The organism is Methanomassiliicoccaceae archaeon DOK (genome assembly GCA_009911715.1).
In the GTDB taxonomy this organism is placed as follows: Archaea; Thermoplasmatota; Thermoplasmata; order Methanomassiliicoccales; family Methanomethylophilaceae; genus Methanoprimaticola.
The window spans coordinates 791300-803780 of the sequence record CP047880.1 but is presented as its reverse complement, the minus strand read 5'-3'; the positions used below and the strand labels follow the sequence as shown (position 1 = coordinate 803780).

Sequence of the window (12481 nt, the reverse complement as noted above, 5' to 3'; positions counted from 1 at the left end):
ATAGGATGCGGAACATCCAGGTGCGATAACAATGGCACAGGAAGACGCCAAATTCATCCGCGACAAGGTCATGGCTCACAACAAGTGGTTCGAGGAGTGCATTCCCATGATCGCCTCCGAGAACCTCATGAGCCCGCTGGCCAAGGAGATGCTCATCTCCGACTTCGCAGACAGGTACGCAGAGGGACTCCCCAAGAAGCGCTACTACCAGGGCAACATCTACGTCGACGAGGTCGAGCTCAAGACCATCGAACTCGCCAAGAAGGTCTTCGACGCCCAGTTCGCCGACGTCAGACCCATCTCCGGGACCGTCGCGAACATGGCCGTCCTGTTCGCCTTCGCCCAGCCCGGCGACACGATCACCACCTGCGCGCTCGCCCAGGGCGCCCACATCTCCACCTGCGAGTTCGGCGCGTTCGGACAGAGGGCCGTCAACTCCGTCAACTACCCGTTCAACGAGCACGACATGAACCTGGACGTGGACGGGACCATCAAGCTGCTGAAGGAGGTCAGGCCCAAGGTCGCCCAGTTCGGTCTGTCCGTCTTCCTGTTCCCCCCACCGCTCAAGGAGCTCCAGGACACCTTCAACGAGATCGGCTGCCTGGTCTGGGAGGACTGCGCCCACGTCCTCGGCCTCATCGCCGGCGGACAGTTCCACGACCCCCTCAGGGAGGGGGTCAACGTGGTGTCCTCGTCCACCCACAAGACCTTTCCCGGACCCAACCACGGCCTCCTCCTCGGACAGAACCTGACCGAGGAGCAGGAGAAGAAGCTGCAGAAGGCCGTCTTCCCCGGAGTCACCTCCAGCCACCACCTCCACGCCATGGCCGCCCTGGGCATCACCCTGGCCGAGATGGACGTCTTCGGAAAGGAGTACGCCGCCCAGGCCTGCAAGAACGCCAGGGCCCTCGGAGAGGCCCTCTACGAGCTGGGCGTCCCCGTCCTCTGCCCCGACCTCGGCTTCACCAGGTCCCACGCAATCGCCGTCGACGTCGGCCAGTTCGGCGGAGGCAAGGACTGCGCCCAGGCTCTCGAGGACGCGAACATCATCTGCAACAAGAACATGCTCCCCAGGGACACCAGCTCCGTCAGGCCCTCCGGACTCAGGCTCGGATCTCAGGAGATGACCAGGATCGGAATGAAGGAGAGCGACATGAAGGAGGTCGCCGAGCTCATAGCCAGAGTGGTCGTCAAGAAGGAGGATCCTGCCAAGGTTAAAGAGGACGTGAAGGCATTCAAGAAGCAGTTCACGACGATCCAGTACTGCTTCAACGCCGGCGAGCCCGCCTACGGATACCACAAGCTGGTCGAGTGAAAGAGAGGTGACAACAATGGGATTCATGGACAAGGTCAAGGACTCCGTCAAGAACGCTGACGAGAAGCTCGGGAACGCCATCGACAAGGAGAAGCTCGACAGCGAGATCCGCAAGCAGGAGAAGGCCATCGAGGACTTCACCAAGCAGATCGGCGACAAGGTCCTGGAGGCCCTGAGGGCCGGCAAGACCGCCGCCGAGGCCGACGTGGCCGGAATCTACGAGGACATCAAGAAGTGCGAGGAGAAGATCGCCGACCTGAAGTCCCAGAAGGAGTCCATCGGCAAGAAGGAGGAGTGATCCCCTTCCCTTCGACGGGGGGCATCCCCCGTCCCAAACCGGTTACACCCGAGGGTGGTTCTATCAGAAGATCGCACATCGCAGTCGGACTTGCCGTGACGCTGATCGCCACGGCGTTCTGCCTCCGCGCGCCTTTCACCTGCGTCGGGCCGCTCGCCGACGTCATCCAGAGCGACCTCGGGATCTCGTCCGTGGCCATGGGCACCATCACCACCATCCCCCTGCTCATGTTCGCGGCGTTCTCCGTGGTGATGGGAGACCTGGGCAGGAGACACCCGGCGGGGCATGTGATGGTCCTGGGGCTAGCCATGGTCCTCTCTGGGGTGCTGTGCCGCTCCCTCCTGGGGACCTACGGGCTGTTCCTGGGGACGGCGGTGGTCGGCATCGGCATAACGGCCGGGAACGTGCTCATACCCGCCTTCATCAAGGCGCACTACCCCGAGAGGATCGGGAGGCTGACCGGGATATATACCGCGATGATGTCCCTCATGTCCGCCGTGGCCGGGGCCGTGAGCGTTCCCATCGGCGACGCGGTCGGATGGAGGGGCTCGCTGCTCGTCTAGGCCGTCCTGGTCGCGGTGGTCCTCCTGATGTGGGTCCCCCACAGGGACGCCGGAATCGAGGAGGGGGTGCCGGAGGCCGGGAGCAGGAGGTCGCTGCTCTCCTCGCCCACCACCTGGTTCATTGCCCTGTACCTTGGCCTGCAGTCGCTGATATATTATGCCATGGTCGCCTGGATGGCCGTCATCCTGCAGTCGAAAGGGCTCGACCCGTCGGAGGCCGGGGTGGTCGTCTCCGTCTATATGGTGGTGGGCATCGCCGGCTCGATCCTGTTGCCTGTAATCACCGAAATCCGCAGGGACCTGCGCGCCGTCGGGGCGTCCCTCGGTGCGATGTACATAGTCGGGCTGGCACTGCTCCAGCTGTCGTCCGGGAGCCCTGCGTCCCTGGCAGCCCCCGTCCTCCTGTGCGGCCTCTGCGGAGGGGCCTGCATAACCTACCCCTCGATGCTGTTCGGGCTCAGGACGAAAACCTCCGGGGACTCGTCCAGCGTCTCCGGGATAGCCCAGTCCGTCGGCTACCTTGTGGCGGCCGTCGGGCCCGTCGCCGTCGGGGCTATGCACGACGTGGCCTCGGACTGGGGGCCCGGCATACTATTCCTCATCTGCGTCGCCGCATCGCTCGTCGTGCTCGGATACCTCATCGGGAGGGACGTCGTCATCGGCGCTCCGGAGGCATAAGCCAGCAGCCGTCGGGACGGTGCTTCGGAAGGGTTAGATTAGGTAGACCTTAACTATAAATAGGAATGCCTTAATGATGGAGCAATGACTACAGGAAATCGCGAGGACTATCTGATCAACATCCTCAGGCTGACAGAGGGGGAGGGCGTGGCGAAGACCACCGAGCTCGCCACCTACATGAACGTCTCCCCTGCGAGCGTCAGCGAGATGATCAAGGTCCTGGCGAAGGAAGGTCTTGTGAACTACGAGAAGTACAAGGGCGTCTCACTCACCGAGGAGGGACTCACATACGCCAGGCAGCTGCGCAAGAAGCACCACGTCCTGGAGAGGTTCCTCACGGACTATCTCAACATCGACCACAAGACCGCGCACGAGGAGGCCTGCAGGATGGAGCACGCGATCTCCGACGAGTCGGCGATCAAGATGTGCCACATGATGGGCACCCCCGTCGACTCGGACTGCCAGAGCTGCAAGAAGCCCTGCAAGGCCGTTTCCGAGGGCATAACGAGGATCACGCCGCTCAACAAGCTGGCCCAGAGCGAGTCCGGAAGGATCTCCCACATCACGTCGGATGACACGGAGGTCGTCAAGAGGCTCATCTCCATGGGCTTCGTCCCCGGTCGCGAGATCTCCATCGAGACCATCCTGTCCGACGGAGGCCCCCGCATCGTTAGGATGGGCAACGCCACCATGGCTCTGGACTACCATCTGGCATCACACATCTTCGTAGACACCGCCGCAGAGTCAGAATGAAACCGCAGGGGAAGCCCATTGGCTCATGGGAAAACATTCAAGGTAGCCCTGGTAGGACAGCCTAACGTGGGCAAGTCATCCCTTTTCACACGCCTGACCGGCGTGGGGGTCATATCGTCCAACTATCCCGGCACGACCGTGGAGTTCGACGAGGGAGTGGTAACGAGGAACGGCAAGACCGTCAGCGTCCACGACCTCCCCGGAACCTACAGCATGTCCGGGAACTCCGACGACGAGAAGGTCGTACTCAGGGACCTCTGGGAGGGCCGCAACGACACCGTCATCCTCGTCGCCGACGCCACCAACCTGGTCAGCAGCCTCGTCCTCTGCTTTGAGGCACTGGAGCTGGGACTCCCCACAATCATCGCGCTCACCAAGATCGACGAGGCCAGGAAGAGGAACAGGATCGACATCGACGCCCTCTCCGGAATCCTCGGCGTCCCGGTGATGCCCGTGTCCTCCAAGACCTCGGAAGGGGTCGACGCCCTCGCGGACGCCGTCTGCGAGGGAAAGGCCAGGGCCTCCGGGTTCAGGGTCGAGTACATGCCCGACATCGAGAAGGCCATCGTCGCACTGGAGGACGGCCTCCCCGACAACCTCAAGTTCAACAAGCGCGGGGTCGCCGTCAAGCTCCTGGAGGAGTCGGAGCCCTTCGACGAGATGATCGGCACGGACCTGAAGCACACCGTGGCCGTCATGAAGAAGCTCTACAGGGACGGAACCGGCCAGAGCCTGGCGGTCGGCATCGCCTCGTCCAGGTACGCCGAGGCCGAGAACATCGTTAGCGACGTGGTCTCCGAGAGCGACACCAAGCCGTCACTGGCCGACAGGATATCCGACGTGATGATCACCCCGGTCACCGGCATACCGATCCTGCTGGCGGTCTGCCTGGTGATCCTCACGACCATCGTCTACGTGGGGTCGTTCCTGGACGGGGTCGTCTCCTCCGTCTACGAGGCGGTGGTCGGCACCGCCATCATCGACCTGGGCGGCGACAGCGAGTTCTGGACCGCCGTCCTCACCGGCATAGACGGGAGCATCCAGGCGATCATGTCCCTGGTCATCCCGTACATCATGGTGTTCTACATCATACTGGGGATACTGGAGGACTCCGGGTACCTGACCAGGGCCGTCGTCCTCCTCGACAGGACCATGCACCACTTCGGCCTCCACGGGGGGTCGTTCATACCCATCATCGTCGGACTCGGATGCAACGTGCCCGCCATCATGGCGGTCCGCACCGTCCAGTCCCGCAGGGAGAAGGTCATCCTCTCCTCGATGATCGTCATGGCCGTGCCCTGCTCCGCCCAGATGGCCATCATCATGGGGGCCACTGGAAGCTACTCCGGCATCGTCTACGCGTTCGGGATCCTGGTGATGCTCGTGTGCCTCGCCGTGGTCACGGGGGTCCTGATGAACAGGTTCATGAAGTACGAGCCCAGCAACCTGGCGATGGAGCTCCCCGACCTCCAGGTCCCGAGCGCCAAGAACGTCCTGTTCAAGACCTGGTACAGGATCAAGGACTTCTTCTACATCGCCTTCCCTCTGCTGGTGGTGGGTTCCATCGTCGTGGAGGTGCTGCTCCAGTACGAGCTCCTCGACGTGATCGTCGACCCGCTCTCGCCCGTGATCGTCGGCATGCTCGGGCTGCCCGCCGTGTGCTCCATAGCGTTCATCGTGGGCATCCTGAGGAAGGAGATGGCCCTCGGGATGCTGCAGATTCTAGCAGGCGGGGTCGCGCTGGAGGCGTTCATGACCCCCGACCAGTTCGTCGTGTTCGGTGTCGTGATGGCCGTGTACATGCCGTGCGTCGCGACCCTCATCACCATGTGGAGGGAGATCGGCTGGAAGGAGACCGTCGGGGTCAGCGTCCTGTCCATTGTCGTGGCCATCCTCCTGGGAACGGCGACGAACCTCCTCCTGCAGGCGTTCTGAGCTGTCGCCGACAGGGGCGGAGATTCCGATGCGCAGGAGGACTCCTAGCCCATGACGTCGGACTTCCGATTCTTCTTAATCCTATTTGGTGACAGATTGACCAGTTCTGAAATCCTATTTGGTGACAGATTGACCAGTTCTGAAATCCTATTTGGTGACAAATCGAATGTGTCTGAAATTCTATTTGGTGACAAAACCATATATCCTGAAATCCTATTTGGTGACAGAATCATGAATTCCCCCAATAGTGATGACAGACCGCCCTACATGAGGAGGAAGATCTACGACGACCTTGTGCAATGGAAGATGGCCAGCGATGGCAGGACCGCCGTGCTTATAGACGGCGCCCGTCGTGTCGGCAAGAGTTTCGTCGTGGAGGAGTTCGCGAGAAATGAATATCGCTCTTTCCTATGGATAGACTTCAACGATGCGCCCCCGACGGTCATTGATGTGTTCGAGAACGACAGCCTGGACCTCGACCTTTTCTTCAACGAGCTGTCGGCCATCTACGGAGTCACGTTGTACAGACGTGAATCCCTCGTCATTTTCGACGAGGTGCAGCTCTACCCCAAGGCGAGACAGATGATAAAAAGACTGGTGAAGGACCGCAGATTCGATTACATCGAGACGGGTTCCCTCATCTCTATAAAAACCAATGTCTCCAACATCTTGATCCCTTCGGAGGAGAAGCACATCTACATGCATCCCATGGACTTCGAGGAATTCTTATGGGCGATGGGGAACACCGAGACGGTTCCACTGATCAAGAGATGCTTCGAAGAGCGCAAAACGGTAAGCGAGGCCGTCCACAGATCCACGATGAACCTTCTGAGACAGTACATGCTCGTGGGCGGGATGCCCCAGGCAGTCTCGACCTATGTGAACACCAAGGACTTCCGCCTGACCGATGATGTGAAGAGGGACATCCTCCAGCTGTATAGGAACGACATAGGCAAGTTCGCCGAACAGTACCAGACGAAGGTCCGGGAGGTCTTCGAGACCATACCTTCGCAGCTGTCCAAGAAAGAGAAGAAGTTCAACATCACATCGATCAACAAAAAAGCGAAATCACGGAGGTACTCCGATGCTTTCCTATGGCTGACCGACGGAATGATCGTCAACCCCTGCTTCAACTCCGTGGACCCCAACGTTGGCCTTGCCCTGAGCCTCGACGACAGCAAGGTCAAGTACTACATGGCCGACACGGGCCTGCTGATAACGATGGCGTTCGGTGACGGTCCGTACACCGACAATCCGCTGTACAAGGCCGTGCTGACCGGAAAGCTTGGGATCAACGAGGGCATGATCACCGAGAACCTGGTCGCGCAGATGCTGGTCGCCAGCGGACACAGGCTGTACTTCTACTCCAGATACGGTGACGACCCGGACGACAACATGGAGATCGACTTCCTCATCAGGAGGGGGATAAAGGTCTGCCCGGTGGAGGTCAAATCATCCAGGAGCAGGATGCATGTGTCTCTTGACCGGTTCATGAGAAAGTTCGCCCGCCAGACCGGTGACGGGTACGTGCTCCATCCGAAGAATATCGATAGTGACGGCAGGACGGTCTACCTGCCGTTGTACATGGCGATTTTCCTGTGACGGGGGATGGACCCCCGTCTTTGAGCGTTTCAGCGGTGCGCGAACACCATGGAGACCTTTCCGGGCTCCCTCTTCTCGATCCTGGCGAACCCGATCCTCTCCAGCTGGACCATCTCGCCGGGCTCGTCCATGAGTGCCCTCTCGGCCAGACCGGACCAGACCTCTCCGTCGGGCATCAGCAGGGTCGCCTCCTCGGAGTCCCTTCCGACCCACTGCACGGCGCGGACGCCCTGCTTGAGTATGGAGACGTCGTTCCCAGCGTACCTGGCGGGGAGGCCGTACTCGAGGTTGCACAGGTCCTTGAGCCTGATCCTCTCGGCCTCCTGGAACAGCTTGGAGTCCTCGCCTGCGAGGAACACGGTCCTGGGGTCCTCCAGCCTGTAGACCCTGTCGCCCCTCTCGGGGTGGTCGGGATGCTTGGGGGCGGAGCCCTCGATCACGTCGACGCCGTCGATGTCGTACCTGACCGGGTCGCGGACGAAGAAGTACCTGTTGCTCTCGGCGTCGATGATGTCCCTGTTCATGCCGTACAGGTTGTCCCAGGAGAACTGGATGTCCACGGCCTTCATGCCGGCCTCGACCCAGTACCTGCGGATCGCCTCGGGCCTGATGCCCCTGCGCTCCATGGCGCGGACGGTCCCGGTCCTGACGTCGTCCCATCCGGAGTACGTCCCGTTCTGGATCTCGCCCTTGATGATGGAGGTCTTCAGGACGGTGTCGGGGATGTTGACGAGCCCGTAGTGATAGTACTCGGGCTTCTTCCATCCGAAGTAGTCGAAGATGTACTCCTGGCGGAGGGTGTTGTTGAGGTGGTCCTTCCCGCGGATGACGTGCGTCATGCCCATCTCGTGGTCGTCGATGGCCACTGAGAGGTTCATCATCGGGTACGCGACGTACCTGTCGCCGGTCCTGGGGTGGGGATGGGAGACGAGCCTCAGGGCGACGAAGTCCCTCACGGCGGGGTTGGGGTGGTTGAGGTCGGTCTTGACGACCACGACGGCCTTGCCCTCCTCGTACTCCCCGGCCAGGAACCTGTCGTACCTGTCCAGCTGCTCCTCGACCGGGAGGTCGTGGCACGGGCAGGCCTGCCTGTGCTCCTTGAGCTCCCTCCAGTGGTCCGCGTCGCATGTGCACACGTAGGCCTTGCCCATCTCCAGGAGCTTCCTCGTGTAGTCGTAGTACATCTCGAACCTGTCCGACTGGATGTAGGTCCTGTTGCATTTGACGCCGAGCCAGTCCAGGTCCTCGGGGATCATGTCGTAGGCGTCGGGGTCGATCTTCTCGGGGTTCGTGTCCTCGAACCTGAGGACGAGGTCCCCTCCGTACCTCTTGACGTACTCGTCGTTGAGTACGGAGACCCTCGTGTGGCCGATGTGCAGCGGGCCGGAGGGGCCGGGCGCGATGCGCATGACGACCCGGCCGTCCACGTTCTTGAGCTCCGGGAGCTCGTAGTGGCGCTCCTTCTTCTCCTTGACCAGCATGGAGGAGTCCATCTCGCTCAGGGCCTTCGTCTGCGCCTCCAGCCCCATGGCGTTGACCTCCTCCACGATCTGGTTGATCAGAGGGGTGATCTCGGCGGCCTTGGACCTGAGTTCGGGGCATCCCCCGAGGATCTTCCCGACGACGGCCTTGGGGTTGGCCTTGCCTTTGAAGAAGACGGCGTTCTGAAGAGCGAATTTCCTGATCGTATCCTCGATCTGGTCGGACATGAGTGTTCATCGCGAACCCGTATTTTACACATTCGCGTGCGTGCAATAATGATGGGACCGGGAATCGACAGGACTATCCTGGTTCGAACATTGAAAGAATTATTCGATTATTCATTTTTGATTATTCAGAAATTTCAATTATTATTTTTTATCAATATGCAAAAAATGATTATATCAAATTCGACGTGAATTTCTACATTTTTTACAAAATTAAGTGAGAATCTGAATAATAATTATGATTATGATTATTCTGAATATTCATTTTCAATCATTCAACTTGAAACAATGAAGAAATGATTATAAAATAACAGAACAATCTATTGTTATGACCTCCCCTGAATCTACCGACTTCAAACACATTATAAAAGAAAATGTGGAACTGGAAGTAAAGAGCGCACAGGGGGGCTTCCCTAAAAGTTTCTGGGAGACGTATTCCGCATTCGCCAACACCAACGGAGGGACGATAGTTCTCGGGGTGGTGGAAGATGACGAGAAGGGGATGGTCATCGAAGGTGTTCCTGACGTACAGGGCACATTGAACGGACTCTGGAACGGACTGAACAACACAGAGAAGGTCAGCGCGAACCTGCTCACGGATTCGGACGTGGTTATCACCGATGTCGATGGGAAGGAACTCATCGTCATCAGGGTACCACGCGCAGACCGCAAAGACCGTCCCTTGTTCATCAACGGCAATACACGCAACTCCTTCAGAAGAAATGGGGAAGGGGATTACAGATGCACCCCCGACGAGATCAACTCGATGATCACGGACTCGATGTCCGGCCCCACGGACAGGGTGCCCGTCAACACATCCGGCATCAGCGATTTCGACCCCGGAACAGTCTCCGCGTTCAGGAACAGCATGCGCACCCTGAAAGGAGAGCACCCCTGGAACAACCTGGATGATGGGGAGTTCCTGAGAGTCGTGGGTGCAGCGGTGGATTCGGAAGGGACGCTCGTACCGACGCTCGCCGGACTCCTTATGTTCGGACGCTCGTACTGCATAATGTCCGAGTCGTACAACTACCATCTCGACTACCGCGAATACGTCTCGGATGACGAATGGAGCCTGAGGATCACCAGCGGGGACGGCGAATGGTCCGGGAACGTCTACGACTTCTACATCAGGGTCATGAACTCATTGAAGACCGTCACCGGAAGGAGGATGGCGATAGACGACGACATGAGGCGCGTGGAGGACACCCAACTTGACAAATGCATGAGAGAGATGCTGGTAAACGCACTTGTCAACGCTGACTATCGCGGAAGAGGAGGGATCCTCGTGGAATGGCGCCCCAGGTCGTTCTCTGTCCGCAACTGCGGCACGTTCCGCATACCTCTGGATACGGCGATGGCCGGAGGGGTCAGCGATCCGAGGAACCAGACGATGGCGACCATGTTCTCCCTCATAGGTGCTGTGGAACATGCCGGGAGCGGCATCCATCGCATACTGTCCTACTGCAAGAGCCTGGGGCTGCCCAGTCCAGCGTTCACCGAGGAGATGGAACCGGCCAGAGTCACCGTCCGCCTGTCGCTCGTGCCGTCCGACACGGACAAGGACATCCTGGATGGACAGGTCGTCTCCCTGCTTTCCGAGGACGGGACGCTCTCCATATCGGCCATAGCCGAACGGTTGAACGTACCCAGGTCCCGTGTGGTCACGGCGGTTGACAGGCTGAAGACGTCCGGGATGCTCACCAGAGTCGACGGCACCAGAGGGAGATGGGTCGTCAGCGGCAGGCTGCGACGACAGAAAATAGAAACACGGGCCACTGCATACGGGTGCTCATGTCAGTCAAGGAATCCATCTCCGGAGACGTCGTGACCGTCCAGGGCCCCACCGACCCCGACACCCGCGACGTCACGAGGAAGCTCATGGAGGACCAGTCGAAGACCGTCGTGTTCGAGGACCTCAACGGCGGGAGGGCAGTCGGCAACCTGTTCTCCACCAGGGAGAAGATCGCCGCCGCACTCAACGTCCCGAAGGACGGCATCGTGGAGCACCTCCTCCACGCAATCACCAGCCCCGAGCCCTGCGAGGTCGTGGACTCCCCCGAGTTCAGGGAGGTCCAGGCGGAGCTGGACCTCATGAAGCTGCCCATCCCGAAGTACTTCCCCGAGGACGGCGGCCGCTACATCACGTCCGGCGTGATCGTGACCGACTACAACAGCACCAAGAACGTGTCCTTCCACAGGATGATGATCATGGACCGCAACCACATCGCGGTCAGGCTCGTCCCCAGGCACCTCTTCACGATCTACAACATGGCCAAGAAGAACGGCGAGGAGCTCAGGATCGCCATCTGCGTCGGCGCCAGGGCGGAGGTCCTGCTCGCCGCCGCCACATCCATGGACTTCGGCGCCGACGAGCTGGAGGTCGCGTCCTCCATGTTCAGGAAGGGCCACGGCACCCCCCTGAGGGTGGGTCGCACCGACAACGGCCTCCTGGTCCCCGCGGACACCGACTACGTCCTGGAGGGGAGGATCACCCTGAACGAGACCAAAGAGGGGCCGTTCGTGGACATCACCGGAACCTACGACTTCGAGAGGCAGCAGCCCGTCATCGAGATCGACCGCATCTGGACCAGGAAGGACCCGATCTTCCACGCCCTCCTGCCCGGAGGCTGGGAGCACTACATGCTCATGGGACTCCCCAGGGAGCCCATGATCCTGAAGACCGTGAGGCAGGCCGTCCCCCGCGTTAAGAACGTGAGGCTCACAGAGGGAGGATGCTGCTGGCTGAACGGGGTCGTCTCCATCGCCAAGAACAAGGAGGGCGACGGGGTGAACGCGATCATGGCCGCGTTCACCGGGCACCCCTCCATGAAGCAGGTCATCATCGTGGACGACGACATCGACATCTTCGACGACAAGGAGGTCGAGTGGGCCGTCGCCACCAGGATGCAGGCCGACAGGATCCTGAAGATCCCCGGCGCCGCCGGCTCGTCGCTGGACCCCAGCTCCCACGGGAAGACCACGTGGAAGGTCGGCTTCGACGCCACCATCCCCCTGGGCGCCGACCTGTCGCTCTACAAGAAGGCCACGCTCGACTGAGCGTCGGCCGGCGGCGGGGGCGGCGTTTCCGTCTCCGCCGTTAAACCCCATACAACATTCTTGGACGTCTTCGGACGTCCCGCCTAAATGCGAAGAACCGGCCGTCATCCGAATCGACCTGGTGCCGACTGGAGCACCTTCTGAGAACCGTGTTCCGTCACTGCCGCGGCTCAATCCGTGGCCATCGGGGCCGGAACCGACACGTTCTGCATCAGCATCCTCCCCTTGCTGGTCAGCACGAGCACCCCGTCGCAGTACTCCATGTACCCGAGGGTCATGATCGTGTGGACCGACTTCGAGGCCCTGTAGTCGGACCTGACGTTGTCCTCCGTCCATCCCGTGTACTTCTGCACGTCCCTCTGGAGAGACGACACGTACCTGGGACGGTCCGAACGGGAAGCGTCGCGTCCGCGTCTGGACTCGAAGAGTCTTAGTTTCATAGGCATCCTATCCCTATGTGCCAGATGTATTGGTTCTATTTAATTAGATGTGCAGAGTCGTACATAGGCATAGGTAGAATTTCGACTATCGACGGATATCCGCGGCCCTATTGAGGAAGCTATACCTTCGT

General features: G+C 60.1%; 11 protein-coding genes. 9 read left to right on the top strand and 2 right to left on the bottom strand.

Annotated features, from left to right (window positions below; translation table 11 throughout):
* Nucleotides 1-31 precede the first annotated feature (31 nt).
* From JS82_04110 to JS82_04080, 7 genes are all read left to right on the top strand, one after another.
* On the top strand, nucleotides 32-1315 hold the full coding sequence (locus JS82_04110) for a serine hydroxymethyltransferase (GenBank protein QHK17331.1): 1284 nt from the start codon (nucleotides 32-34) through the stop codon (nucleotides 1313-1315).
* A 16-nt stretch (nucleotides 1316-1331) separates the two neighbouring features.
* The gene (locus JS82_04105) at nucleotides 1332-1613 is read left to right on the top strand and encodes a hypothetical protein (protein ID QHK17330.1); all 282 of its coding nucleotides are present in this window, start codon (nucleotides 1332-1334) and stop codon (nucleotides 1611-1613) included.
* 95 nt (nucleotides 1614-1708) lie between these two features.
* On the top strand, nucleotides 1709-2176 hold the full coding sequence (locus tag JS82_04100) for an MFS transporter (protein ID QHK17329.1): 468 nt from the start codon (nucleotides 1709-1711) through the stop codon (nucleotides 2174-2176).
* A gap of 27 nt (nucleotides 2177-2203) precedes the next feature.
* Entirely contained in the window at nucleotides 2204-2854 is a 651-nt protein-coding gene (locus JS82_04095; protein ID QHK17328.1) for an MFS transporter, read from the top strand.
* 84 nt (nucleotides 2855-2938) lie between these two features.
* A complete protein-coding gene (locus JS82_04090; protein ID QHK17327.1) occupies nucleotides 2939-3607 on the top strand; it encodes a MarR family transcriptional regulator in 669 nt (222 codons plus the stop codon).
* Nucleotides 3608-3673: 66 nt separating this feature from the next.
* A complete protein-coding gene (gene feoB, locus JS82_04085; GenBank protein ID QHK17326.1) occupies nucleotides 3674-5542 on the top strand; it encodes a ferrous iron transport protein B in 1869 nt (622 codons plus the stop codon).
* A 267-nt stretch (nucleotides 5543-5809) separates the two neighbouring features.
* Nucleotides 5810-7144, top strand: a complete 1335-nt coding sequence (locus JS82_04080; GenBank protein ID QHK17325.1) for an AAA family ATPase — start codon at nucleotides 5810-5812, stop codon at nucleotides 7142-7144.
* Between the two features lie 29 nt (nucleotides 7145-7173).
* On the opposite strand, the gene JS82_04075 is transcribed toward JS82_04080, so the two are convergent.
* A complete protein-coding gene (locus JS82_04075; protein QHK17324.1) occupies nucleotides 7174-8853 on the bottom strand; it encodes a glutamate--tRNA ligase in 1680 nt (559 codons plus the stop codon).
* A gap of 373 nt (nucleotides 8854-9226) precedes the next feature.
* On the opposite strand from JS82_04075, the gene JS82_04070 reads away from it, so the two are divergent.
* Together JS82_04070 and JS82_04065 are read left to right on the top strand one after the other, a co-directional pair.
* A complete protein-coding gene (locus tag JS82_04070; GenBank protein QHK17323.1) occupies nucleotides 9227-10681 on the top strand; it encodes a winged helix-turn-helix transcriptional regulator in 1455 nt (484 codons plus the stop codon).
* The gene (locus JS82_04065; GenBank protein QHK17322.1) at nucleotides 10645-11910 is read left to right on the top strand and encodes a UbiD family decarboxylase; all 1266 of its coding nucleotides are present in this window, start codon (nucleotides 10645-10647) and stop codon (nucleotides 11908-11910) included. Before JS82_04070 ends, JS82_04065 begins: the two co-directional genes overlap by 37 nt.
* Before the next feature lie 170 nt (nucleotides 11911-12080).
* Here the strand turns inward: JS82_04065 and JS82_04060 are convergent, their stop codons facing one another.
* Nucleotides 12081-12350, bottom strand: a complete 270-nt coding sequence (locus JS82_04060; protein QHK17321.1) for a hypothetical protein — start codon at nucleotides 12348-12350, stop codon at nucleotides 12081-12083.
* Nucleotides 12351-12481 lie beyond the last annotated feature (131 nt).

Coding starts and splice junctions, on each gene's coding strand:
- JS82_04110 (QHK17331.1), top strand. CDS start 32: ATGGCACAGGAAGACGCCAAATTCATCCGCGACAAGGTCATGGCTCAC.
- JS82_04105 (QHK17330.1), top strand. CDS start 1,332: ATGGGATTCATGGACAAGGTCAAGGACTCCGTCAAGAACGCTGACGAG.
- JS82_04095 (QHK17328.1), top strand. CDS start 2,204: ATGTGGGTCCCCCACAGGGACGCCGGAATCGAGGAGGGGGTGCCGGAG.
- JS82_04090 (QHK17327.1), top strand. CDS start 2,939: ATGACTACAGGAAATCGCGAGGACTATCTGATCAACATCCTCAGGCTG.
- JS82_04080 (QHK17325.1), top strand. CDS start 5,810: ATGAGGAGGAAGATCTACGACGACCTTGTGCAATGGAAGATGGCCAGC.
- JS82_04075 (QHK17324.1), bottom strand. CDS start 8,853: ATGTCCGACCAGATCGAGGATACGATCAGGAAATTCGCTCTTCAGAAC.
- JS82_04065 (QHK17322.1), top strand. CDS start 10,645: ATGTCAGTCAAGGAATCCATCTCCGGAGACGTCGTGACCGTCCAGGGC.
- JS82_04060 (QHK17321.1), bottom strand. CDS start 12,350: ATGAAACTAAGACTCTTCGAGTCCAGACGCGGACGCGACGCTTCCCGT.